This is a genomic window from Variovorax sp. PMC12 (assembly GCF_003019815.1).
GTDB lineage: Bacteria > Pseudomonadota > Gammaproteobacteria > Burkholderiales > Burkholderiaceae_C > Variovorax.
Map to the genome: position 1 here is coordinate 55671 of NZ_CP027774.1, position 23447 is coordinate 79117.

At 68.2% G+C, this 23447-nt stretch carries 19 protein-coding genes; 3 read left to right on the forward strand and 16 right to left on the reverse strand.

What is annotated here, in order from left to right; translation table 11 throughout:
• Nucleotides 1-201 precede the first annotated feature (201 nt).
• Together C4F17_RS32975 and C4F17_RS27780 are read left to right on the forward strand one after the other, a co-directional pair.
• Entirely contained in the window at nucleotides 202-909 is a 708-nt protein-coding gene (locus tag C4F17_RS32975) for a response regulator transcription factor (RefSeq protein ID WP_159053755.1), read from the forward strand.
• On the forward strand, nucleotides 906-3422 hold the full coding sequence (locus C4F17_RS27780) for a hybrid sensor histidine kinase/response regulator (protein WP_106937762.1): 2517 nt from the start codon (nucleotides 906-908) through the stop codon (nucleotides 3420-3422). Before C4F17_RS32975 ends, C4F17_RS27780 begins: the two co-directional genes overlap by 4 nt.
• Here C4F17_RS27780 and C4F17_RS27785 read toward each other — a convergent pair.
• The 14 genes from C4F17_RS27785 to C4F17_RS27850 form a co-directional block, all read right to left on the reverse strand.
• Nucleotides 3410-4276, reverse strand: a complete 867-nt coding sequence (locus C4F17_RS27785) for an isocitrate lyase/PEP mutase family protein (RefSeq protein ID WP_106937763.1) — start codon at nucleotides 4274-4276, stop codon at nucleotides 3410-3412. The genes C4F17_RS27780 and C4F17_RS27785 overlap by 13 nt on opposite strands.
• The gene (locus tag C4F17_RS27790; RefSeq protein ID WP_106937764.1) at nucleotides 4273-5685 is read right to left on the reverse strand and encodes an FAD-dependent oxidoreductase; all 1413 of its coding nucleotides are present in this window, start codon (nucleotides 5683-5685) and stop codon (nucleotides 4273-4275) included. The genes C4F17_RS27785 and C4F17_RS27790 overlap by 4 nt, the downstream gene beginning before the upstream one ends.
• The gene (locus tag C4F17_RS27795) at nucleotides 5682-6296 is read right to left on the reverse strand and encodes a cysteine hydrolase family protein (RefSeq protein WP_106937765.1); all 615 of its coding nucleotides are present in this window, start codon (nucleotides 6294-6296) and stop codon (nucleotides 5682-5684) included. Before C4F17_RS27795 ends, C4F17_RS27790 begins: the two co-directional genes overlap by 4 nt.
• Complete coding sequence (locus C4F17_RS27800; RefSeq protein ID WP_106937766.1) at nucleotides 6293-8347, reverse strand: hydantoinase/oxoprolinase family protein; 2055 nt, start codon at nucleotides 8345-8347, stop codon at nucleotides 6293-6295. The genes C4F17_RS27795 and C4F17_RS27800 overlap by 4 nt, the downstream gene beginning before the upstream one ends.
• Nucleotides 8344-10044, reverse strand: coding sequence for a hydantoinase B/oxoprolinase family protein (locus C4F17_RS27805; RefSeq protein WP_106937767.1), 1701 nt, complete (start codon nucleotides 10042-10044; stop codon nucleotides 8344-8346). Before C4F17_RS27805 ends, C4F17_RS27800 begins: the two co-directional genes overlap by 4 nt.
• Complete coding sequence (locus tag C4F17_RS27810; RefSeq protein WP_106937768.1) at nucleotides 10037-10558, reverse strand: LeuD/DmdB family oxidoreductase small subunit; 522 nt, start codon at nucleotides 10556-10558, stop codon at nucleotides 10037-10039. Before C4F17_RS27810 ends, C4F17_RS27805 begins: the two co-directional genes overlap by 8 nt.
• Nucleotides 10555-11829 carry a 3-isopropylmalate dehydratase large subunit gene (locus tag C4F17_RS27815; RefSeq protein WP_106937769.1) on the reverse strand — a complete coding sequence of 425 codons (1275 nt, stop codon included), beginning with the start codon at nucleotides 11827-11829 and terminating at the stop codon, nucleotides 10555-10557. The genes C4F17_RS27810 and C4F17_RS27815 overlap by 4 nt, the downstream gene beginning before the upstream one ends.
• A 20-nt stretch (nucleotides 11830-11849) precedes the next feature.
• Complete coding sequence (locus C4F17_RS27820; RefSeq protein WP_106937770.1) at nucleotides 11850-12815, reverse strand: tripartite tricarboxylate transporter substrate binding protein; 966 nt, start codon at nucleotides 12813-12815, stop codon at nucleotides 11850-11852.
• A 39-nt stretch (nucleotides 12816-12854) separates the two neighbouring features.
• A complete protein-coding gene (locus tag C4F17_RS27825) occupies nucleotides 12855-13565 on the reverse strand; it encodes an ABC transporter ATP-binding protein (RefSeq protein WP_106937771.1) in 711 nt (236 codons plus the stop codon).
• Nucleotides 13562-14323, reverse strand: a complete 762-nt coding sequence (locus tag C4F17_RS27830; RefSeq protein ID WP_106937772.1) for an ABC transporter ATP-binding protein — start codon at nucleotides 14321-14323, stop codon at nucleotides 13562-13564. The genes C4F17_RS27825 and C4F17_RS27830 overlap by 4 nt, the downstream gene beginning before the upstream one ends.
• On the reverse strand, nucleotides 14316-15308 hold the full coding sequence (locus C4F17_RS27835) for a branched-chain amino acid ABC transporter permease (protein ID WP_081266176.1): 993 nt from the start codon (nucleotides 15306-15308) through the stop codon (nucleotides 14316-14318). The genes C4F17_RS27830 and C4F17_RS27835 overlap by 8 nt, the downstream gene beginning before the upstream one ends.
• On the reverse strand, nucleotides 15305-16177 hold the full coding sequence (locus C4F17_RS27840; protein ID WP_106937773.1) for a branched-chain amino acid ABC transporter permease: 873 nt from the start codon (nucleotides 16175-16177) through the stop codon (nucleotides 15305-15307). Before C4F17_RS27840 ends, C4F17_RS27835 begins: the two co-directional genes overlap by 4 nt.
• Before the next feature lie 70 nt (nucleotides 16178-16247).
• Complete coding sequence (locus tag C4F17_RS27845; protein ID WP_081266178.1) at nucleotides 16248-17450, reverse strand: ABC transporter substrate-binding protein; 1203 nt, start codon at nucleotides 17448-17450, stop codon at nucleotides 16248-16250.
• 17 nt (nucleotides 17451-17467) lie between these two features.
• Complete coding sequence (locus tag C4F17_RS27850; RefSeq protein ID WP_106938481.1) at nucleotides 17468-18250, reverse strand: GntR family transcriptional regulator; 783 nt, start codon at nucleotides 18248-18250, stop codon at nucleotides 17468-17470.
• A 308-nt stretch (nucleotides 18251-18558) separates the two neighbouring features.
• On the opposite strand from C4F17_RS27850, the gene C4F17_RS27855 reads away from it, so the two are divergent.
• Complete coding sequence (locus tag C4F17_RS27855) at nucleotides 18559-20010, forward strand: NHL repeat-containing protein (protein WP_159053756.1); 1452 nt, start codon at nucleotides 18559-18561, stop codon at nucleotides 20008-20010.
• A gap of 207 nt (nucleotides 20011-20217) precedes the next feature.
• Here C4F17_RS27855 and C4F17_RS27860 read toward each other — a convergent pair whose 3' ends face one another.
• Nucleotides 20218-21600: a sigma-54-dependent transcriptional regulator gene (locus C4F17_RS27860; RefSeq protein ID WP_199852014.1), complete on the reverse strand. Its 1383-nt coding sequence runs from the start codon at nucleotides 21598-21600 to the stop codon at nucleotides 20218-20220.
• Nucleotides 21587-23443 carry a sensor histidine kinase gene (locus C4F17_RS27865; protein WP_106937776.1) on the reverse strand — a complete coding sequence of 619 codons (1857 nt, stop codon included), beginning with the start codon at nucleotides 23441-23443 and terminating at the stop codon, nucleotides 21587-21589. Before C4F17_RS27865 ends, C4F17_RS27860 begins: the two co-directional genes overlap by 14 nt.
• Between the last annotated feature and the right edge of the window lie 4 nt (nucleotides 23444-23447).

Below are 23447 nucleotides of genomic sequence, written 5' to 3' on the forward strand. Positions count from 1 at the left end.
GCCTCCTGTCTATCGGCAGCGGTGACCCACAACGCATCTGACATATGTCATGCCCGGCGTCCTGACGGGATTTCATCGATCCCTCGGGCTGCCCCTGCTAGAGTGCATAGGGCTCGCGTCGTTCATCGCGAGACGCGTGTCCAGCGTGACCAGGCTGGCGGTGAGTTCGGTGACCCGGGGGCGGCGGCGATGGCGTCGAGGATGATGGAAAACGGAAACTTCGACGCAGGAACAACGGCCGACGTGCTGATCGTCGAGGATCAGGCGCTCGTGAGCGCCGGCATGCGCTCCCTTCTGCAGAAGGCCGCACCGCATTACCGGGTGCACGAGGAATCCTCGTACCAGGGGGCGATTGCTCGCCTGGCGGCCGGCTCGTTCCAGTTCGTCTTCATCGACATCCACCTCGGCTCGGAGGCCTCCGGCCTGGACGTCCTGCGTTTCGTGCGCGAACGCGAAATGCCCTGCCACGCCATCATGCTGTCGGGCGACGACGACCGTGCGCTGGTTCTCTCCTGCATCGCGCAGGGCGCGTCTGGCTACATCACGAAGGCCACCGGAGACGGTGGCGTCTTCTCGGCCGCCATCCAGACGGTTCTCGACAACGGGATCTATCTTCCCGAATCGATCCTCGAGCGCGCTCCCAGGAGCGAGACCGCCGCGGGCGCCTATGGCTGCACCGCCGCATCTCTGGGGCTGGCGCCCAGGCAGCGCGAGGTTCTGTATTACCTGTGCCAGGGCCTGCCCAATAAGGCCATCGCCAACCGCATGGGCATCAGCGAAGGGACGGTCCGAAAAAGCTATGTCTCGGAACTGCTGCGATTCTTCGGCGTGGCCCGGCGCACGGAACTGCTGATCGAGGTGTCTCGCCGGCGCATACGGATTGCCGTGCCGGGCTCGGAGGGTTCATGAAGGCCGCGAAGGCCGCGAACGCCGCTCACGCCGCGATCGCGGGCCTTCTTCGAATCGTCTTCTGCTGCGCGTTGGTGCTTGCCTGCCATGCCGCCTCGGCCGATGCCGGTCACAGGGTGCTGCAGGTGGATTACCTGGTCGAAGACGGCACGCCGCTTTCCTTGTCCGAGGTCACCGCGCTTCCCGAAAAAGCCTGGAAACGCAGGCCCTGGTCATCAGCCAGCTATGGCTTCGCAACAGCGCCCCACTGGTTCAGAAGCGATCCGCTCACCGCGAGCCCCGGCGACGCGGGCACCCTGATGGTGGAGGTGGGGTACCCCCTGCTCGATCATCTCGACCTGTACGTCAAAGCCGGCGCAGCCACGTCCTGGACGCGGTGGAGCCTGGGCGACCGGCTGGCTTTCGCGCAGCGTCCCTACAACGCGCGAAGCTTCGTCGTGCCGGTGTCGGTGCAGCCCGGTGACAAGGTCGAGATTCTTGCGAGGGTGCAGACCGAAGGCGCGATGCGCTTTCCTCTGGGCATCTGGCAACCGCGGCAATTCGAGAAGGTCGAACACACGGCGCTGCTGGCCAACGGCATCTATGTCGGGCTGATGGGCGGGCTGTTCTTCTGCCACCTCATCATCTTCCTGGTCGTGCGCGAGCGCATCTATCTCTACTACGTCGGATGGATCCTGATGACCGCGGGATTTGTCCTCAGCTACAACGGCATCGCGTTCCAGTACCTCTGGCCGGAGGCCACGGCATGGAACGACTGGTCGCGGATCGTCTTTCTCCTGCTCGCGGCCGGGCTCTTCACGTCTTTCACGATTCAATTCGTCAGCAATGCCGCAGCTTTGGCGCGGCGGTGGCACTGGGCGCCGGTGCTGCTGGCGGTTGCCCTGGCCATGGGCGCGAGCGGGCTGCCCTTTCCCCAGGCCGTTCGCGTGGCGTTCCTGGTGCAGTTCGTGGCCATGGTGGTGTGCTTCGGTCTCGCGCTCGGCAAGGTTCGGGCCGGCCATGCCCACGTCCGTGTCTTCCTGGTGACGTTCTCGGGCGTCCTGATCGGCGCCGTCCTCAACACGCTGGATATGTTGGGAATCACCGCCCGTTTCGGAGGCTCCATCGAGTTCGAGGTGGCGCCGCAGGTGGGCTCGGCACTCGCGGTGCTTCTGTTCTCGGCGGCGTTGGCCCACAGGCTGCTCGAAGAGCGCCGCCAGCGCGCCATCGCGGCGGAGCTTGCGCGGACCAACGCGACACTGGCCGACTCCATGCGCGTGCAGCAGCAGCGCTCCGAGCTCCTGCTGAAAATCAAGGACCGTCTGCGCACCGATGCCGAGCGCAGGGACCAGCGAAAATCCCGCTTCCTGGCCGATGCCATCCACGATTTGCGCCAGCCGCTGCAGGTGATCGGGAACGCACTCGAACCCATCGGTGAAGCGATTCAGGCGGGTCGCACGGCCGACGCTCTTGGCCTCGCCGGGATGGCGAGCCGCGCAGCGGGCAACATGCGCGCCCAGCTGGCCGCCATCATGGATCTCTCGCGGCTGGAGTCGGGCTTCGTGAAGGCGGAGCTGTCCGACTTCGACCTGGTGGCGCTGCTCAGGGACACGGTCGAGCAGACCAGGGCCATCGCCCACGAAAGCGGCACCTGCGTCGAATTCGATCCGCCCCCGGGGAAGCCGGTGTTCGTGAGGAGCGACCGCCACTTCCTCCAGCGCATTCTCTTGAATCTCGTCAGCAACGGCGTCAAGTACCGGTCCGCGGAAGGGGGACGCCGCAGCCACGTGCGCCTGCTCCTGACGGCGCACGGCGAGCTCACGCGCCTGGCCATTCAGGACAACGGCCTCGGAATAGCCGAGGAAGCCCTGCGCAGCGACATCATCTTCCGCCCCTTCGTCCAGCTGAACAATCGACATGCGCAGGCGGCCGACAAGGGCGTGGGCCTGGGGCTGTCGATCGTCTCGGCCATGCTGAAACTGCTCGACGGCCATCAGCTTTCGATCCAGTCCGAGGTGGGCGTGGGAAGCACCTTCACGCTGGAGATTCCGGCATCGGTGATCGCACCGGCCTTCGACGGCATTGCGCTCGACGACTTCATGGCCGGCGGCGTCGAAGCGAGCCGCGGCAAGTACGTCGTGCTGATCGAGGACGACGAGTTGGTCAGGCGGTCGCTCGCCGCGGTATTCAATGCGCACGGCGTGTTGCACGAGGCGTGGGGGTCGATCGAGGAGATGAGGCGACAACTGCCGCTGACCGAGCGGGCGCCCGATGTCCTGCTCAGCGACTATCGTTTGCCGGACGGGAAAACCGCCCTCGATGCGATCGAACTGATGCGCGCGCACTGGGGCGATGTGCCCACCCTCATCGTGACCGGCGAGTCGCTGAACTCCTATGCGCTCACGTCCTTGCGCGGGATCCCGATCTGCTACAAGCCCGTGGCGCCTCTGGACCTGCTGCGCCGGATTGCCGCCAGCGCGAGGCGCGCGGCCGAGCCGCCGGGTGCTGCCGGCGACGACGATCAATCGCCGTAGCTTTTCCCGACCCGCATCAGTTCCGGCGTACCGATCACCTCGTTGAGTGCGTCGAAATCCAGCATCTGTGAGCGCCAGGGCTGCGTGGTGCGGTGCCGGTGCAGGCTCGCGTAGTAGCCCTGCAGGGTGTGCACCACCGCACGGGCGGTGCCGCCGGGGAAGATGGCGATGCGAAAACCGTGCCTTTGCAGCGCGTCCGCATCCTGGATCGGCGTCTTGCCGCCTTCGACCATGTTGGCCAGCAGCGGCACGCGGTGCGCGAAGCGGCTGCAGGCCGCATCCATCTGCTCGGGCGAACGCAATGCCTCGATGAAGAGCGCGTCCACACCGCATGCGAGGTACGCTTCGGCCCGCTCCAGTGCGGCGTCCAGGCCCTCCACCGCCACCGCGTCGGTACGGGCCAGGATCAGCGTGTCGCTCGACGCACGCGCGTCGAGCGCGGCCTTGAGCTTTCCGACCATCTCGCGCTCGGGCACCACGGCCTTGCCGTCGAGGTGCCCGCAGCGCTTGGGGAAGGTCTGGTCCTCGATCTGGATCATGGCCGCGCCCGCGCGTTCGAAACCGCGCACGGTGCGCTGCGTGTTCAGCGCATTGCCGAAGCCGGTGTCGGCATCGACGATCACCGGCAGGCGCACGCGCTCGGTGATGTGCGCAAGCGTGTCGGCCACCTCGGTGAAGGTCGTCAGGCCGATGTCGGACCGGCCGAGTCGCGTATAGGCGATGGATGCGCCCGAAAGGTACAGCGCCTCGAAGCCCGCCTGCTCGGCCACCAGCGCGCTCAGCGCGTCGTACACGCCGGGGGCCAGCACCACGTCGGGCTTCGACAGGCGGCTCTTGAGGGTGTGATTCGTCATGCCGACGTCTCCTTGGATCGAATGAGCGCGGCGGCCGTGCGCGCCGCGATGAAGCCACCGGCCACGGCGCTCAGCAGTCCGTTGCCGGAGAGGTAGCCCCACACCGCGTCGCCGGAAACGCCACCGGCCGCGCCGCCTGCGGCCAGCAGGTTGGGCAGGGGGGTGCCGTCCTCGCGCAGCACGCGGGTGTCGGCGGCAATGTCGAGGCCACCCTGGGTGTGGAAGAGCGCGCCTGTCACCTTGACCGCGAAATACGGGGCGTCGAGACCGCGTGCGAACACGCGTCCATCGGGTGCCGGCGCGCTGCCTCGCAGCGTGTCGAGCGTTTGCTGCAGCACGGCGTCGTCGCAGCCGATGCAGGCGGCCAGTTCGTGCACCGACTCGCATCGGCGCAACGCGCCGGCCGCTTCGGCATCGCAGAAATCCGGAAAGCCCCGTGCCAGCGCGAGCAGCGGTGTGTCGAACACGTTCCATGCCACGCCGCCGGGCTGCGCCAGCACATGCACCGCAGCCTCCGAGTAGCCCTGCGTCTCGTCGTGAAAGCGCCGACCCTCGCGGTTGATCTGCACCCCGCCTTCCATCATCACGGCCCACGACATCAGCGCGCCCTGCGGGGTGACCCAGGAGCCGTGTCCCTGGTAGCCGCCCAGGTCGCGCAGCCGCGCGCCCAGCGCCTGGCCCCAGAGGATGGCGCTGCCGTCGTTGCCCACATGGCCGCCGAATGCGGCTTCGGCCATCTCGGGCAGCAGCGCGCGCACCATCTGTGCATTGCCCCCGAAGCCGTTGCAGGCCAGCAGCAGCGCGTCGCAGCCGAGCGACTCGCGCCGGCCGTCAGGGCGCAGGTAGTCGATGCCGATCACGCGGTCGTCGGCGTCGAGCACCAGCGTCTCGGCCACGGCCTGCGTCAGCACCGGAATGCCCGCGGCTTCGGCCGCCGCCTGGAGCCTTGCCATCAGCGCGGCGCCGGTCTTCTGGGGCAGCGTGTGCATGCGGTGCACGCTGTGGCCGGGGTAGAGAAAGCCGTCGAGCAGCGTCCAGTCGAAGCCGTGGCGCGCCTGCAGCGCATCGAGCGCCGGGCCGATGGCGGCGGCATACGCATCGACCAGCACCGGCGCGGCGCGGCCGTGCGCCTTGGCCTGGATGTCGGCGGCGAATCGCGCGGCGCTGTCGTCGACACCGTGCGCGCGTTGCACGCGCGTGCCCGGCGCGGGAATGAAGCCCGAGGACAGCGCCGTCGAGCCGCCCGGCTGCGCATCGCGTTCGAGCACCACGCAATCGACGCCTGCGTCCGCCAGCATCAACGCGGCCGTGAGCCCGCAGGCACCGCCCCCGACAACGGCCACCGACACATGCGCGTCGGCCGGAAGCGACGCCGCACGGCGGACGGTTCGCACGGGCGCCGTCGTCATGCCAGCGAATCCGCGAAGGGTTGGCACGCCGTGACCTCGGCCACATTGCGCATGTCGGCCAGCGCTGTCTGGTGGCGCTCCTCGCCGAAGGCCGCGCAGCCGTCCGCCAGCACCAGCGTGCGGTAGTCGCGCATGTGGGCGTCGCGCACGGTGCTCGCCACACCGCCGTTGGTCACGATGCCGCATACGGCCACCGTGTCGATGCCCGCGCGGCGCAGCACCCAGTCGAGCTGCGTGTTGAAGAATGCCGAGTACGCGACCTTGCTGACCGTCACGTCGATCAGACCGGTTAACGCATCCACGTTCGCCTGCCCCCAGCTGCCGGGGGCAAAGTCGCCCTTCTTCAGGTATGGGCGCAGGGCCTTGAGATGCGGCGACACCATCGGCTCTCCGCTCGCATCGGGCCACAGCGTGAACTGGCTCGCGACGACCAGTCCACCGGCCGCCTTCAGCGCGCGTGCCACGGCTGCCACGCGATCGGGCAGCAGCAAGGCGGGTGGATTGGTGTCGCCGCCGCGTGCGTAAGCGCCCTTCGCGTCCAGGAAGTCGTTCTGCAGATCGATGATGACCAGCGCCGTATTGGCCGCGACGATGCGTTGCCCTTCGCTCATGACGGCCTCACCAGCAGGTTGCCGTACGCATCGACCTCGGCATGGAAGCCCGGCTCCAGCCAGACGGTGGTGTCGGCCTGCTCCAGGATGGCGGGGCCGTCGATGCGCGCGCCCACCGGCAGTTCGAGGCGGGCGTAGCGCGCGGCGTCGTGCCACTGGCCCTGATGGAACACGCGCTGCGTGCCCAGCGGCGCAATGCTGCCCTCGCCTTCGGGCGCCAGCACGGCCAGGTCGAACTTGGGGCGCACGCCGATGCGCGCATAGCGCAGGTTCATCACGCGGATCGCGATGCCGTCGAGCACGCGGCCGAAGGCGGCGCTGTAAGCGGCTTCGAAGGCGGCGCGGACCGATGCGGCGGTCAGCGGCGTCTTGCCGGTGTCGGCCAGCGTCACCGGCAGCGTGTGCGTCTGGCCCGCGTAGAGCATGTCCAGCGCCACCACCTCGCGCACTTCGTCGAAGCGCACGCCCGACGAGTCCAGCCGCTGCTGGCAGCTGGCGGCCAGTTCGTCGATGCGGCGCCGCAGGTCGGCCACGTCGAGATCGGCCAGCGGCGTATTGAGGGTCTGCACCGCGTCATGCCGCATGTCGGCGATCACGCAGCCCAGCGCCGAGGTGACACCGGGATAGCGCGGCACGATGCCGGTGGCCACGCCCACTTCACGCATCATCGCGCACACGTGCAGCGCTCCGCCGCCGCCAAAGGGCATGTAGGCGAAGCGGCGCGGGTCGTGCCCGCGCTCGATGGAGACCAGACGGATCGCGCCGGCCATGCGTGCATTGGCCAGAGTCAGGATCGCCTCGGCCGCCGCATGCACGTCGAGCCCCAGCGGGCGCGCCACGTGCACTTCGATGGCCTCGCGCGACTTCTGCGCATCCAGCGCCGCGAGCAAACCGCCACCCAGCGGCCGGTCGGCGGCGATGCGCCCGAGCAGCACGTTGGCATCGGTCACCGTAGGGCGCATGTTGCCGCGTCCGTAGCATGCCGGCCCGGGCACGCTGCCCGCCGACTCCGGCCCGACCTGGAGCATGCCGCTGGCGTCGACGGACGCGATGGAGCCGCCGCCGGCGCCGATGGTCTCGATCTGGATCATCGGCGAGCGGATCACCATGCCGAACTCGATGGCGGTCTGCGCCGCCAGCGCGGCCTCGCCGTTGGCCACCAGCGACACGTCGAACGACGTGCCGCCCATGTCGCCCGTGATGGCGTTCGGAAAGCCCGCCGCACGCGCGATTGCCGCGCAGGCGATGACGCCCGCCGCCGGGCCCGAGAGCGCGGTGCGCACCGGCAGGTCGCTCGCGGTCTGGCGCGACATCACGCCGCCGTTGCTTTGCACCACCAGCAGTTCGCCCGCGAAGCCCTGCGCACGCAGGTCGCTCTCCAGGCGTCCGAGGTAGCTGCCCACCACCGGCTGCAGCGCCGCGTTGAGCGTGGCGGTCGAGCAGCGCTCGAACTCGCGGATCTCGGGCAACACCTCGCTGGCCGAGGTGACGTGCGGGTTCGGCCAGATCTCGCGCACCGCCGCCACCGCGAGGCGCTCGTTCTCGGGGTTGGCGTAGGTGTTGATGAAGAACACGCAAACCGCCTCGCAGCCGGCTTCGAGCAGCGAACGCGCTTCGGCGCGCACCTGCGCCAGGTCGACTGCCGTGTGCAGCGTGCCGTCGGCCAGCACGCGCTCGTCGACCTCGCGGCGCAGGTCCCGCGGCACCACCGGCAGGAAGCTGCCGCGCAGGCCCCAGGTCTGCGGGCGGTCGCGGCGGCGCATCTCGAGCACGTCGCGAAAGCCGCGCGTGGTGATGATGCCGGTGCGGGCCACCTTGCGCTCGAGCAGCGCATTGGTGCCGACCGTGGTGCCGTGCACGATGGTGGCGATGGCCGCGGCCGAATTGGCCACGCGCGCCACGCCGTTCATGAAGCCGCGCGCTTCCTCGCCACGCGTGGAAGGCACCTTGACGATGCGCGCGGTGCCGAGGGCTTCGTCGAGCACGAAGAGGTCGGTGAAGGTGCCGCCGACATCGACGCCGACGACCAGGGATTTGCCAGGGGAACTCATTGGGACGCTTTCTTGTCGTTGCTGCCGTTGGTCACATAGCCCATGGCGGCATCGGCTGCTCGCTGTTCGAGGGGCCGCCCGGCGGCGTGGCCCCAGCCGCCGCCGCCGGGGGTTTCGAGGCGCACGCGCTCGCCGCGCGCCAGCGTGATGCCACGCATCTTCGACACCATGGGCGGCGTATGCCATTCGCCGGCGTTCTCGTAGCGGAACACGTTGACGGCACCGCTGCCGCCGCCCGCGATGCCCTTGGGCGGCGAAGTGCCGCGCTCGCCGAAGACGAACACTTCCGCATCCTTCTCGAGCAGCTCGATTTCGTAGACGGCCCCCAGGCCGCCCCGATGCTGGCCATCGCCGCCGGAGTCGGCGCGCAGCGACCATTCGGTGAATCGCACGGGATACGCCGCCTCCAGAATCTCCAGCGGCGGAATCGTTGCCGTGGAGATCGGCGCGTTGCCGTGCGCCAGGCCGTCGCCGCCCGAATGGCCGCCATGGCCGCCGCCGAAGAAGCTGAACATCACCCAGCGCTGGCCCTCGCGGCCCTTGTCGCTGCGATGCCCGGCAATCGACAGCGCATTGATGGTGCCGTAGGCCTGCGCCACGGCGCGCGTGGGATCGGCCTGCGCGGCGGCGCTGAAGATCACGTCGATCATGCGCAGGATGGTCTCGGTGTAGCCGCCGACCGGGCGCGGGCGCTCGCAGCTGATCACCAGCTTGTCGGGAATGACGAAGTCCACCGCGTCGAGCACCCCCGCGTTCGCGGGCACGTCGGGAAACAGGTGCTTGAGCGCGACGTAGCAGGCAGCCACCGCGGTCGCGCGCGAGATGTTCACCGGCCCCGCGCATTGCGGCGACGTGCGCGAGAAATCGAGTGTGAGCCGGTCGCCCGCCACGGTCATGTCCAGTGCGATGGTCAGCGGCTCGTTGACGATGCCGTCGTTGTCCAGCACATCCTCGAAGCTGTAGCGCCCGTCGGGCAGCGAGGCGATGTGCGAGCGCATCAGGCGCAGCGCGCGGCCGCGCAGTTCGCCCAGCGCGTTCATCACCAGGTCGTCGCCGTACTCGTCGAGCAGGCCGTTCAGCCGCCTGGCGCCGAGTTCCAGCGCGGCGAGCTGGCCGTTCAGGTCGCCCCAGAGGCTGTCGGGCAGGCGCGTGTTGGCCTGCAGGATGGCGAGCACGTCGACGTCGAGTTCGCCATTGCGCACGATGCGCACGGGCGGGATCTGCACCGCCTCCTGCCAGCATTCGGTGGCGGCGGGGTTGTAGTTGCCGGGTACCGCGCCGCCGACGTCGTGCCAATGGGCCGCCGAGGCCATGTGGCAATACAGCTTGCCGTTGCGGAAGAAGGGCTTGACCAGCTTGAAGTCGTTGGCGTGCGTGCCGCCGTCGTAGGCGTCATTGCTGATCCAGACGTCGCCGTCCTTCATCCCGCCGCGGGCGTCGGCGGCCTTGGCCGTGGCTCGCACGGCGAAGGCCATGGCGCCCACGAACACCGGCAGGCCCGACTTGCCCTGCACCAGGGTGTCGCCGGTGACGGCGTCGTACAGGCCGTGGCAGGCGTCGTGCGCCTCGGCAATGATGGGATTGAACGCGCTTCGATAGAGCGTGGCATCCATTTCGTCGGCCACCTGTTCGAGGCGGCCGCGCAGCACGGCGAGCGTGACGGGGTCGAGGGTCGGGGCACAGGAGAGATCAGGCATCGGGGGCTTTCGTGAAGGCGGTTCGGGCAGCGCGCTGGCGCAGCTGGTTCAACAATCCGCCGGCGCGGACCATGTCCATGAGAAATCCGGGCACCGGCTCGCAAGCCAGGCGCCGTGCGCCGGGCGCGACGATCTCCGGCGAGCCCGTGTCGAGGGCGATCTGATCGCCCTCGCTCAGCGTCTCTGCCTCGGCGCAGGTCAGCAGCAGCAGCCCCACGTTGAAGGCATTGCGAAAGTAGAGGCCGCTGTACGAGGGCGCGATGACCGCCGCCACGCCCAGTTGCACCAGCACGGCGGCGGCCTGCTCGCGCGAGGAACCGATGCCGAAGTTGGGCCCGGCCACCAGCACGTCGCCGGGCGCCACGCCCGCGGCGAAGTCGGGGCGGATGGCCTCCAGGCAGTGCTTCGCGATCACGTCGATGCCGTGCTTCATGGCATGGCCCGGCGCGAGCAGGTCGGTGTCGATGTCTGCGCCCAGGCGCCAGACGCGATGGGTGGCCCGGGTGACGCTCATGCCAGCACCTCGCGCGGATCGGTCACGCGGCCGCGCAGTGCCGCGGCGGCCACCGTGTAGGGTGAGCCCAGGTACACCTGCGCGGTCGGCGAGCCCATGCGGCCCTTGAAGTTGCGCGCCGTGGTCGAGATGACGGTGATGTCGTCGCCCATCGGGTCGCCATAGCCCGAGCAGGCTCCGCACGCGGTCGGAAGCAGCTCAGCGCCCGCGTCCATCAGCGCCTGCAGAACGCCCTCGGCGCGCGCCTGCTCCTGGTCCTGGATGCTGGCGGGCGCGACGATCAGGCGTATGCCGGGCGCCACCCTGTGTCCGCGCAGCACCTGCGCCGCGGCGCGCAGGTCGTCGAGCTTCGCGCCGGTGCACGCGCCGATGTAGGCCACATCCACGCGCGTGCCCGCATAGCGGCTCACGCCGTGCGAGTTGGCCGGGCTGTGCGGCGCGGCGATGTGCGGCTCCAGCATGGCGGCGTCGAAGCGGTGGCGCGTGAAGTCCGCGTCTTCGTCGGTGAACCAGCGCGCCATGTCGGCGCGCGGTGCGCCCGCGCCTTCGAGGAAAGCAGCCGTGGTTTCGTCGGGCGCGATCAGCCCGGCCTGCGCGCCCAGCTCGGCGCTCATGTTCGACAGCGTCATGCGCTCCTGCATCGACAGCGCGGCCACCGCCGGCCCCGCGAACTCCACGGCCTGATAGCGTCCACCGTTCATGCCGAAGCGCCCGATCATGTGCAGCATCATGTCCTTGGCGGTCACCCCGGCGGGCAGCGCGCCGTCCCACCACATGCGGATGGTCTCGGGCACGCGCAGCCAGATCTCGCCGGTGACGACCACGCCCAGCATCTCCGTGCTGCCCACGCCGAACATGTAGGCACCGAATGCCCCGCCGGTGGGCGAGTGCGAGTCGCCGCCCACGCACAGCATGCCGGGACGGATGTGGCCGTGCTGCGGCACCACCACATGGCAGATGCCCTGGCTGTCGTACACGTGCGGCAGCTGCTGGTCGCGCGCCCAGTCGCGCGCGATGCGCACGATGCGCCGCGAGTCGTCGTCGCGCTCGGGCACGTAGTGGTCCATCACCAGCACGATGCGCGAGCGGTCCCAGATCTGTGCGCCCAGTTCCTCGAGCATGGGTTTCAGGCGGCGCGGACCCGAGGAGTCATGGAACATGGCGAGGTCGACGCCGCAGGTCACGATCTCGCCCACCGCCACGTGCGCCCGGCCGCTCGCGCGCGCGATGAGCTTCTGCGCCAGTGTCTGCGGCGCTGTGCGGCTTGGCATTCGGGTTGCTGCGGAAGGGCTCATTCCGGCTTGGCTCCCGAGAACTTGACGACCTTGGCCCAGCGCGGAATCTCGCTTTGCACGAACGCGGCGAACTGCTCGGGCGAGTTGCCGACCGCCACGGCACCCTCGGTGTCCAGCCGCTTGAGCATGTCGGGCTGCTGCAGCGCATGGCGCGCCGCGTCGCTGAGCTTGCGCGCCACGTCGGCTGGCAGGCGCGCCGGGCCGAACAGCCCGAACCACGCGCTCGACTCGTAGCCCGGCAAGGCCTCCGCGATGGCCGGGACGTCGGGGAACGCGGGCAGGCGCTTCGCGGTGGTCACGCCCAGCGCCTTGAGCTTGCCGGCCTGGATGTGTGCCTTGACGTTGCCTACCGCCGCGAACATCAGCTGCACCTGGCCGGCGAGCAGATCCTGCACGGCGGGCGCGGTGCCTTTGTAGGGGATGTTCACGATGTCCACGCCCGACTGCATCTTGAAGGCCTCGCCGGCCATGTGCAGCGAGGAGCCCACCGCGCCGATGGCGAAATTGAGCTGTCCGGGCCTGGCCTTGGCCAGCGCTATGAGCTCGCGCACGTCCTTCACCGGCAGGCTGGGACTGGCCACGAGGATGGACGGCGAGGTGGCCACGCAGGTGAGCGCGGTGAAGTCCTTCACCGGGTCGAAAGGCAGCGTGGGGTATAGCGTGGCATTGATGGCGTGGCTGGTGAAGCTCAGCAGCAGCGTATTGCCGTCGGACGCGGCCTTGGCGACCGCGTCGGCGGCGATGTTGCCGCCCGCGCCGGGCCTGTTCTCGACGATCACGGTGCGGCCCAGGGCGGGGCCCATGCTGACGGCCAGCGAGCGCGCGAGCGTGTCGGTCGAGCCGCCGGCGGGCGCACCGACGAGGATGCGCACGGGCGCGTTGCCGACCTGCGCACGGGCGCCGGCGGCAAAGGCCAGCGCGGCCAGTGCGGGGGGCGCGATGAGGATGTCACGGCGTTTCATCGGGAGGTCTCCTTGTATTTCTTGAAGGGCTCGGTGGGCTCACAGGCCCAGGTACGCACGCCGCAGCTCGTCGCTGCGCATCAGCGCATCGGGCTTGCCGGAGAAGCGCACGCTGCCGTTCTCCAGCACGTAGGCGCGGTCGGCGATCTCCAGCGACTGGCCCACGTTCTGCTCGACCAGCAGCACCGCGAGGCCGCCGTCGCGCAACTCGCGAATGAGCGTGAACATTTCTTCCACCAGCAGCGGCGACAGGCCGAGCGAGGGTTCGTCGAGGATCAGCAGCACGGGTTCGGCCATGAGCCCGCGCGCGATGGCCAGCATCTGCTGCTCGCCCCCGCTCATGGTGCCGGCGTGCTGCGCCATGCGTTCGCGCAGGCGCGGGAAGATGTGGAACATCTTCTCGACGTTGGCCGCGCGGCGTGCGCGTGCGCGCGTGAAGGAGCCGAGCTCCAGGTTCTCCAGCACGCTGAGGTTGGGAAACACCTTGCGCCCTTCGGGCACCTGGATGAGACCGGCCTTGACCACGTCGCGGTAGTGCGCACCGCTCAGGTCCTTGCCGTCGAAGCGCACGCTGCCGCTCCATGCGGGCACCAGGCCGCAGACCACCTTGTTCAGGGTCGACTTGCCCGCGCCGTTGCTGCCGAGCAGCGCGACCATCTCGCCGGCGTCGACCTGCAGGTCGACGCCGCGCAGCACCTCGACGCGGCCATAGCCGCCGCGCAGGCCCTGGATGTCGAGCAGCGCGCTCATGCGGATGCTCCCGCAGCGGCCTTGCGCAGCCGCGCCGCCGTGCCGTGCCCGAGGTACGCCTCGACGACCCGGTCGTCGGAAGTCACCTGCGCGGGGTTGCCCTCGGCGATGAGCCGGCCCTGCGCCAGCACCCACACGTGCTCGGCGAGGTTCATCACGGCCTGCATCACGTGTTCGATCATCAGCACGGTCACGCCGCTGTCGGCGATGCCGCGCACCACCGGCATCATCTCGGCGATCTCCTGCGGGTTGAGGCCTGCGAGCACTTCGTCGAGCAACAGCAGGCGCGGGCGCGTGGCAAGCGCGCGGGCGAGTTCCAGGCGCTTGCGGCCGGCCACGGTGAGGTCAGATGCGGCCTTGTCCAGCTGCGGCGCCAGGCCCACGCGCTGCGCGACCGCCTCGGCGTTGCGCAATGCCTCGGCGCGGTTGCGCACGTGCAGGTGCGCGCCCACGGCGATGTTCTCGCGCACGGTCTGCGCGGCGAAGGGCTTCACGATCTGGAAGGTGCGCGTCATGCCGAGCACCGCATTGCGGTGCGGCTCGTGGCCGGTGATGTCCTGCCCGGCGAAGCGCACGCTGCCGGTGTCGGGCTTCAGAAAGCCGGACATCAGCGCGAACAGCGTGGTCTTGCCCGCGCCATTGGGACCGATCAGCGCCGTGAGGCTGCCCTGCGTGACGGCCAGGCTCACGTCCTGCACGGCTTTCAGGCCGCCGAAGGAGCGCGAGATGCCGTCGAGTTTCAACAAGGGCTCAGTCATTGCGCTCTCCCTTTGCCTTCCACAACTGCCGCACCGACAGGCCCAGCCCCGCCACGCCGCGCGGCAGGAAGATCACGATCAGCACGAGCACCGTGCCGTAGATGACCATGTTGATGCCCGGCAGCTCGCCGAACAGGTTGCGCGTGAGGTCCGACAGCAGATGCAGCACGGCCGCGCCCAGCACCGGCCCCCACAGCGTGCCCATGCCGCCCACGATGGCCGCGACCAGCGCCTCCACCGAGGTGACGGAGCCGTAGGCGATGCCCGCGTCGATGTACTGGAACACCTGCACGTAGAACGCACCGGCCGCGCCCATGAAGGCGGCCGACAGGCCGATGGCCGCGAGCTTGACGCGAAACGGATTCACGCCCACGGCGCGCGCGGCGTCCTCGTTGTCGCGCACCGCCTGCAGGTAGGCCCCGAAGCGGCCGTTGCGCAGCCACCAGGTCACGAGCAGCGCCACGACCACCATTGCCAGCACCACCCACAGGTAGCCCGCGCGCGACGCGAACTGCATGTTGCCCACCGCTTCGCGCAGCGGCACCATGAGGCCGACGCCACCGCCGGTGAAGGGCACCGAAGTCGCGACGATGCGGAACACCTCGGCGAAGGCCAGCGTGACCAGCGCGAAGTAGGAGCCCTTCAGGCCATAGCGGAAGGTGAGCGCGCCGACGAAAAGGCCCACCACCGCGGCACCAGCCACCGCCAGCGGCAGCGCGACCCACGCGTTGATGCCGCCCTGCAGCTGTGCGATGGCCTGGATGTAGGCGCCGGTGCCGAAGAACAGTGCGTGCCCGAAGGAGAACTGCCCGCCAAAGCCGCCGAGGATGTTCCAGGCCTGCGCGATGAGCGTGGCGTAGAGCGCCATCATCACGAAGTTCAGCATGACGCCCGACTGGGTGACCAGAGGCACGCAGCCGACGACCACGGCAAAGAGCGCGATGGCCGCGAGCTGTCTGTATCCGGCGTTGATTCCCGCTTTCATGCCTTGGCTCCGAACATGCCCTGCGGGCGGAACAGCACCACGCCGATGAAGATGGCGAAGATGCCGATCTGCCCGAGCGACTCGCCCAGGTACAGTCCGCCGAGCGACTCGACCACGCCCACGAGGAAGCCGCCGATGAGCGCGCCCACGAAGCTGCCCATGCCGCCGAGCACGACGATCGTGAAGGCCACGAGCACGAAGCCGCTGCCGACCTGCGGGTTGACGTAGTACGCGGGCAGCAGGAAGCACGCGGCCGCGCCGAGGCAGGCCAGGCCGATGCCGAAGCTCATGGCGTACACGTGGTCGACGTCGATGCCCATGAGCTTGGCGCCCTCTTTCTCCTTGGCGACGGCGCGAATGGCACGGCCCAGGTCGGTGCGGCCCATGATCCAGAACAGGATGCCCGAGACCACCAGCGCGCCGGCAAAGGCGACCAGCTTGGGCACCGCGATCATGGCGGGGCCGATGGCCACGGTGCTCAGCGAATAGGCGGTCTCGATGCTGCGGGTGTCGGACTTGAAGAACAGCAGCGCGAGGTTCTCCATGACGATGGCGATGCCCAGCGTGGCGAGCAGGATGTTCTCGTCCTTGCCGTGGCCTGCCTTGTTGATGACGACGCGCTGCAGCGCATAGCCCAGCGCGAACATGCCGATGATGGCAATCGGCAAGGCCATGTAGGGGTCGATGCCCCAGCGCTCCTTCAGGAAGTACACGGCGTACAGGGCCAGCATCAGGCTTGCGCCATGGGCGAAGTTGATGATGTGCAACACGCCGTAGATGAGCGTGAGTCCCACGGCGATCAGGGCGTATACGGCGCCCGTCGTCAGTCCGTTGAGGACCGAGGGGAAAAGAATGTTGATGTCTGGCATGAGGCTGGCTGGTGCTTGGCTTCTTGTCTCTTCATGAAGGCCGCCCGCCATGCGGTGCCGGCCCTGCGGCTCAAGCCTTCAGCGGGAAGACGGGGTCCACTTCGCGGTAGTCGCGCGGGATGATCACCTTGATGTCGTTCTTCACCACCTGCGTCATCAGGGGCTGCGCGCCTTCGTTCTGTCCGTTGACGAACTTGGTGGGGCCGTACGGCATGATGTGATTCGAGAAGGTGCTCTTCTCCAGCGCGTCGATGATGGCGGCGCGCTCCGTCGACTTCGCGCGCTCGATGGCATCGGCCAGCAGCCACATCGAGGTGTAGGTCATGAAAACCTCGTAGCTGAAGAACTGGCCCTTGGCCTCCACGCGCTTGCGCAGTTCCTGCGAGCGCTTGTCCTTCGGGTTGAACCAATGGTTGCAGTCGATGATGCCGTTGGCCGCGTCCGGAAACTCCTTGACGAACTTGTAGCTCGACGCGGCGCCGCCCAGCACCGAGAAGATCGCCTTGGGCACGACCTTCTGTTGCTGCATGGTGCGCACCAGCAGTGCGTATTCGTTGTAGTAGTTGGCGGGGATCACGATGTCGGGGTTGACCGACTTCATGCGCAGCACGATGTTGTTGAAGTCGCGCGTGGGGTTGGCATGCTTGACCACCTCCTTCACCTCGAAGCCGTAGCCCGGGAGCTCGCGCGACAGCAGCTGCGCGGTGCCAGCGCCGAACAGCGACTCCTCGTGGATGATCATCACGGTCTTGGCGGGGCTGCCCGCGGCCTTGTTGAGCACCAGCAGGTTGGCCATGGCCACCTCGGTCGACTTCCTGTAGCCGGGACCGAAGCGGAAGGTGTTCTTCAGGCCGCGCTCGACGATCTGGTCGGCCACGCCCACATCCACCACATGCGGCAGGTTGTACTTGGCGGCGGCCTGCGTGGTGGCCAGGCAGATGGCCGAGGCGAAGGCGCCCACGATGGCCGAGACACCGGCTTCGTTCATCTTCTCGACCTCGGCCGCGCCGGCCTGCGGCTGCGACTGCGCATCGCCCAGCAGCGCCTCGAGCTTCGCGCCGCCGAGCGACTTGATGCCTCCCGCGGCGTTGATGTCCTCGATGGCCATGAGCGCACCCAGGCGGCACTGCTGGCCGGAATAGGCGAGCGCACCGGTGACCGGATGCAGCACACCGACCTTGACGGTCTTGGGCTGCGCGCCGGCCACGAGCGGGAAGGCGACGGCAGTGGCCAGGGCGGCGGACTGCGAAACGAAACTGCGGCGGTTCTGCATGGGGCTTTCCTTCTTCTTCAGTTGAACTGGGCTGACACGTCTTTGCTGACCCACACCTTCGCGTCGATGCTGCCCACGCGGGAGAGCTGCATCTCGTAGGTGTAGCGGTCGGGGCGATAGAGGCCGTGCAGCCACTGCACGGGCCGCTCGTCTTCGTCGTAGATCAGGCGGCGCACCGCGAGCAGCGCGGAGCCGACGGACACATCCAGGTGCTGTGCGAGCACGTTGTCCGCCAACCGCGCCGAAATGGTCTGGTGCGCGCGCCCCACCTTGACGCCGGACTCTTCCAGCAGCACGAGAATGGGCTTCTTCGACAGCTCGCGCCGGCCGAAGCGGCGTGCGATGGAGTCGGGCACATAGGTCGTGATGTGCGAGAGCGGCCCTTCCTTGGTGGAGCGCACGCGCACGGCCTTCTGAACCGGATCGCCGAGGTCCAGTTGCAGAGCCTGGGCGACCTGCGTGGACGCGGTGATGGTCGCCACCTCGATCACCTTGACGGAGGTATGAAGGCCCATGGTCACCAGGTTCTCGAGCAGGCCGCGCAGATTGGCACGCTCCATGCTCTTGCCCTCAGGCCCGTCGCCCGCGACGGGCGGCGCCAGTGCGCGCGTGCGGCGCCCCGGGTTGCGCGCGATCAGGCCCTCCGAGGCCAGCTGTTCCAGCGCGCGCCGGACCGTGACACGCGCGACATTGAACTGCGCCATCAGCGCAAGTTCGCCCGGCAGGCCTTCCGCGAAACGCCCCTCGTGCAACTGCTCACGCAGGACCAGATAGATCTGGTGGTATTTCGGCAAAGGCATTTGCGACATGCCTTTGATGTTTTTGCAGTTTCAATGTTCTGTCAATGGGACATTTAAAACGCCAACGCTTTCCGGACTAGTCGCACGGTCACCCTAAAGTTTTCCTATTTGTTACCGATATGTGAAACCGTGGGCGTTCAGCGTCCGGCAGGCGCAGTCCGCGTGGGCAAGGCGATGGCGGAGCGCTGACGCACATGCGACGCGACCGGCGAGGTCGATGCGCTTCGTTTCGGCCCCAGTCCCGGACGGATTGGCTCGGCGCCAGACACCGCGTAAGGGGCTCTCACAACCATCAGAGGAAAAGACAAGTGACTATTCGGACTTACTACAGGCCACTGGCTGCGGTGAGCGCTGCCGCGCTGCTGCTGCTTTCAGCATGTGGCGGTGGTAGCAATGGGGGAGGCTCGTTCTTCGCGGGCGTCGGTGCAAACGGGAACACCAGCAGCAGCGGCAACAGCGGCAATCCGCCTACCAGCGGCGAGACCACAACCAACACCGACTCGACCGCCAAATTCACGATCGGCGGCACCATCTCGGGCTTGAGCGCCGAAGGGCTGGCACTTCAGAACAACGGTGCGGACTCGCTTTCAGTGGCCAGCGGTGCCACGAGCTTCAAGTTCTCAAGGGCACTGACGTCCGGCGCCTCGTACAGCGTTGGTGTCGCGGGCCATCCCTTCGGCGAAGTCTGTTTCGTCAACGGTCCGTCTGGTACCGCGACCGCGGACGTGGTGTCGATTGCCATCGTATGCGGTGACTGGGTCGCGGTCTCGGCGAAAGTCGATGTGTTCTCGGGCGCCACGACGCCGGGCGTCGCGGACGGGGCCGGTTCCAGCGCACGCTTCAAGGGACCCTATGGGCTCGCCTTCGGTCCTGACGGAACCATGTACGTTGCGGACACCGCTAACAACACGATCCGCAGTATCACGCCCGCAGGCGTCGTTTCGACGCTCGCCGGCGATTCCAGCCTGCCAAGCGGGGGGCACGACGACGGAGCCGGAACGGCAGCGAGCTTCAAGGGACCCAGAGGTGCCGCCGTCGGTGCGGACGGCACCATCTATGTGGCCGACTATGAGAATCACATGATCCGCAAGATCACGCCCCAAGGTGCCGTGAGCGTCTTTGCGGGCAGTACGGCTGCGGGCAACGCCGATGGCTCGGGCACCAGCGCGCAATTCCAGTATCCATGGGGCATCGTGGTGGACGCCGGCGGCAATCTCTTTGTCGCGGACCAAGGCAATCATCTGATCCGCAAGATCACGCCCGCGGGTGTCGTTTCGACCTTCGCTGGCTCGGGCGCGCCGGGATTCGTGAATGCCAACGGGACGAGCGCGCAGTTCCACTACCCCACCGGACTGGCCATCGATGCCGCGGGCAACCTCTATGTGGGAGACCAGAACAACAACGTGATTCGCCAGATCACCCCCCTGGGGACAGTGTCGACATACGCCGGCAGTGGGGTGTCGGCTTCCATCGACGGCACAGGCTCGTCGGCGGCGTTCAATCTCCCGATCGGCGTCGCGATAGATGCCGGCGGCAACGTCTACGTGACGGAGTTGCTCAGCAACAGCATCCGCAAGATCTCGCCGGCGCAGAAGGTGACGACGCTGGCCGGTGGCAGCTCTCTCGGCGCATACGTGGATGGTCCCGGTAACGACGCGCGCTTCAGCGACCCGATGGGTGTTGCCGTCGATCGCAACGGCGATGTGTTCGTTGCGGATCGCTCGAACAACATGATCCGCAGGATCACGCGCACCCACTGACCCTGTCCTTCCCACGAAGCCGACGGGCGCATCCTGTATGCGGAAGCGCCTGGCGGCTGGTGCGCAAGAAGATCGTCGAGCGTGCTGGCCATTCGCTTGGCGCCTTGGCAGCCGTCAGCAGCATGCGGAGAGTGCATGAGCCGCGAACTCGCCAGCAAATGCAACCCCGACGGTCCTGACCCGCAGAGCCACGACCGAACCAAGGCGCTACTTGAAATCGTCCGCCAGGATGTCGAACTTGCGCAGCTTGTCGTGCAGCGTCTGCCGCGCGATGGCCAGCGCGGCGGCCGTGGCGGGCTGGTCGCCCTTGTGCTTGCGCAGCGCCTCGACGATCACCGCGCGCTCGAAAGCCTCGACTTGCTGCGGCAGCGCACGCGGCAATGCCGGCAGGCCGTCGCCGCTGGCGCGCGTCTGCGTGAGGCGCTCGCCGAGCAGGCCCAGCACGAAGCGGTCCGCCACGTTGCGCAGTTCGCGTACGTTGCCTGGCCACGCATAGGCCATCAGGTCGGCCAACTGCGCGTTGGTCAGCGCTGGCGCCGGGCGCTCGTAGCGGTTCGCGGCCAGCAGCGTGAAGTGCTCGAACAGCAGCGGAATATCTTCGCGCCTCTCGCGCAGCGGCGGCAGTTCGATGAAGGCCACGCCGAGCCGGTAGTACAGGTCGGCCCGGAATTTCTGGCGGTCGCTCATTTCCTTCAGGTCCTCCTTGCTCGCGGCCACCACGCGGCAGTCGAAGGGAATGGCCTTGTTGGAGCCGATGCGCTCGATGCTGCGCTCCTGAAGCGCGCGAAGCAGCTTGATCTGCACCGGCATCGGCATGCTCTCGATCTCGTCGAGGAACAGCGTGCCGCCGTTGGCGTATTCGAACTTGCCCACCCGCGCGCGGTTGGCGCTGGTGAAGGCGCCGGCTTCGTGGCCGAACAGCTCGCTCTCGGCCAATGCCTCCGGCAGGCCGCCGCAGTTGAGGGGCACGAAATGCTGGCGGCGGCGCTCGCTGTGCGCATGCAGGCATTGGGCGACGAGTTCCTTGCCGGTGCCGGTTTCGCCGTAGACCAGCACGTCGGCCGAGGTCTCGGCCAGCGTCATCACGGTGCGGCGCACGTGCTGCATCTGGGCCGAGCGGCCGAGCAGCACCGACTGGATGCCGTTCCAGTTGTCCAGCGCGTCGCGCAGCTTGCGCACCTGCAGCGTGAGCTCGCGTCGTTCGATGGCGTGGCGCACGATGGCCACCAGTCGCTCGGAGCTGAAGGGTTTCTCGATGAAGTCGTAGGCACCCTCTCGCATCGCCTGCACAGCCATCGCGATGTGTCCGTGCCCCGTGACCAGGATGACTGGAAGCTCCGCGTCGGCCGTGTGCAGTTCGTTCAGCCATTCGGTGCCGCTCATGCCCGGCAGGCGCACGTCGCTGATCACGATCGCCGGAACGCCGAAACTGATGTGCGCCCGGGCGCGCTCGACACTGGCGAAGGCTTCGACCTCGAAGCCCGCCAGGGCCAGCACCTGGGCCGTGCTCAGGCGGACGTCTTCGTCGTCCTCCACCAGCAGCACACGGATGGCAGGGTTGTCGCTCACTTGGGCATCACTCCTGTGCATTGGAATCAAGGGAATTGGAAGGAAAGGAACCGGGCGGGTTGTGGATCACGGCAATGGCAGCAGGCAAGTCGACCACGAAGCAGGCACCGCCCTGCGGCAGGTTGGCTGCGCGCAGCGTGCCGTCCATCGCGCGCACCAATTGTGCCGAGATCACGAGGCCCAGGCCCAGACCGGCACCCGCCGGCTTGCTGGTGACAAAAGGTTCGAACAGCCGCGGCAGGATGTCGGGATGGATGCCGGTGCCGGTATCGCTCACACGAAGGATCACACGGCCCTCCTCCAGCCGCGCTGCGAGCCTGAGTGTGCGCACGGGCGCCTCCTGCATGGCGTCGACGGCATTGCGCATCAGGTTGGCCAGCACGCTGCCCAGCGCCGCCTCCTCGGCCATGACGCTCAGCGTGGCGGGCTGCACATCGACCTCGATGCCGATGCGGTGCTTCCTCGCGGCCTCGGCCACCATCGCCTGTGCATCGGCTATGGCCTGCGACAACGGCAGCGGCACCAATGGCAGGTCGCTGCGGTGCGCGAATGTCTTCAATTGCGAGGTCAGGCGCGCGAGCCGGTCGACCATGCCGCAGATGCGCTGCAGGTTGCCGCGCACGTCGTCTAACCGATTCCTGTCGAGCAGGATGCCGGCGCTCTCGGAGAGAGTGCGCATGGCCGTGAGTGGCTGGTTGAGTTCGTGCGCCACGCCGACCGACATCTGGCCCAAAGCGGCCAACTTGCCCGCATGCACCAGTTCGCCCTGGGCCGCGCGCAGCTGCGCGGTTCGAGCCACCACGGTCGATTCGAGCGTGTCATGCGCCGCCTGCAGCGCCGCCTGGTTGGCGAGCTTCTGGTGCACCGCGCGTCGGCGCTGCAAGAGCGCGACGGCCACCAGCAACAGCACCGCCATGGCCAGGCTCGCGGTGATGGCCGTGTTGCGCGCCGCCACCCGCACCGGCGCCAGATTGTCGAGCACCATCAGTTGCCAGGGGGCATCTCGCAGAGGCCTAGCCGAGGCGAGCTGATCGGTACCGTCCAGCGCGATCACCTGGACGTTGCGGTCCAGCGCCTGCTTCTGCGTCCACTGCAGTGGCTGCAACGTGGCGTTGCCGTAGGGACGCGAGCGCAAGACCTCGGCGCGTTGCAGGGCGTCGAGCGGCAGCAGTGGACGGAATTTGAGGTCTTTGCGCGTGGAGAGGATCACCACGCCGCGCTGGTCGATCAGCGCCACGTCGCCCGGCAGCTTGCGCCAGGCGCGCTCGGCCTCCTCGAGGTTGACCTTGACGGCCACCACGCCACGCGTGGGCTGGCCACGCCGAAGCGCGTACGACAGGTAGTAGCCTGGCCGGTTGCTGGTGATGCCCACGCCATAGAAGCGGCCTCGCCCCTGGCTCAGCGCGTCGATCACGTAGGGTCGGAACGACAGGTCCTGTCCCAGGGTGGTACCGGGCCTGTTCCAGTCGGACGCCGCCTGCGAGATGCCGGAGCGGTCGAGCACGTAGAGCATCTCGGCGCCCGCGGTGGCGTTGACGCCGTCGAGGTAGCGGTTGACCGCGTCGCGCAGGTGTGTGTCTGACGGCGTTTCGAGCAGCGCGGGGACGATCGGGGTCATCTCCAGTAGCGCAGGCAGGTACTCGAAGCGGGCCAGGTCGGCGTCCAGGCCCGTCGCGAGCATGTCGAGGCGATGGTCCGCAGCTTCGCGCAGCCGCGCCAGGCCGGCCTGCATGGCGAACTGGTGGCCCGCGAAGGCGGCCATTGCCACCAGCGCCAGCGCGCCGCACCAGCGCGCCAGGCCGCGCCATCGTCTGGAATCGTCGAAAGGCAAATCGAAGCGCCGGGCCGGCTCCCTTGAAGTCAAGGAA

Bases quoted from the DNA above. Each gene is read 5' to 3' on its own strand.
- C4F17_RS32975 (WP_159053755.1), top strand. From the start codon at position 202: ATGATGGAAAACGGAAACTTCGACGCAGGAACAACGGCCGACGTGCTG.
- C4F17_RS27830 (WP_106937772.1), bottom strand. From the start codon at position 14,323: ATGACTGAGCCCTTGTTGAAACTCGACGGCATCTCGCGCTCCTTCGGC.
- C4F17_RS27800 (WP_106937766.1), bottom strand. From the start codon at position 8,347: ATGAGTTCCCCTGGCAAATCCCTGGTCGTCGGCGTCGATGTCGGCGGC.
- C4F17_RS27810 (WP_106937768.1), bottom strand. From the start codon at position 10,558: ATGAGCGTCACCCGGGCCACCCATCGCGTCTGGCGCCTGGGCGCAGAC.
- C4F17_RS27790 (WP_106937764.1), bottom strand. From the start codon at position 5,685: ATGACGACGGCGCCCGTGCGAACCGTCCGCCGTGCGGCGTCGCTTCCG.
- C4F17_RS27840 (WP_106937773.1), bottom strand. From the start codon at position 16,177: ATGCCAGACATCAACATTCTTTTCCCCTCGGTCCTCAACGGACTGACG.
- C4F17_RS27850 (WP_106938481.1), bottom strand. From the start codon at position 18,250: ATGCCTTTGCCGAAATACCACCAGATCTATCTGGTCCTGCGTGAGCAG.
- C4F17_RS27825 (WP_106937771.1), bottom strand. From the start codon at position 13,565: ATGAGCGCGCTGCTCGACATCCAGGGCCTGCGCGGCGGCTATGGCCGC.
- C4F17_RS27820 (WP_106937770.1), bottom strand. From the start codon at position 12,815: ATGAAACGCCGTGACATCCTCATCGCGCCCCCCGCACTGGCCGCGCTG.
- C4F17_RS27815 (WP_106937769.1), bottom strand. From the start codon at position 11,829: ATGCCAAGCCGCACAGCGCCGCAGACACTGGCGCAGAAGCTCATCGCG.
- C4F17_RS27860 (WP_199852014.1), bottom strand. From the start codon at position 21,600: ATGCACAGGAGTGATGCCCAAGTGAGCGACAACCCTGCCATCCGTGTG.
- C4F17_RS27785 (WP_106937763.1), bottom strand. From the start codon at position 4,276: ATGACGAATCACACCCTCAAGAGCCGCCTGTCGAAGCCCGACGTGGTG.
- C4F17_RS27795 (WP_106937765.1), bottom strand. From the start codon at position 6,296: ATGAGCGAAGGGCAACGCATCGTCGCGGCCAATACGGCGCTGGTCATC.
- C4F17_RS27780 (WP_106937762.1), top strand. From the start codon at position 906: ATGAAGGCCGCGAAGGCCGCGAACGCCGCTCACGCCGCGATCGCGGGC.
- C4F17_RS27835 (WP_081266176.1), bottom strand. From the start codon at position 15,308: ATGAAAGCGGGAATCAACGCCGGATACAGACAGCTCGCGGCCATCGCG.
- C4F17_RS27805 (WP_106937767.1), bottom strand. From the start codon at position 10,044: ATGCCTGATCTCTCCTGTGCCCCGACCCTCGACCCCGTCACGCTCGCC.
- C4F17_RS27845 (WP_081266178.1), bottom strand. From the start codon at position 17,450: ATGCAGAACCGCCGCAGTTTCGTTTCGCAGTCCGCCGCCCTGGCCACT.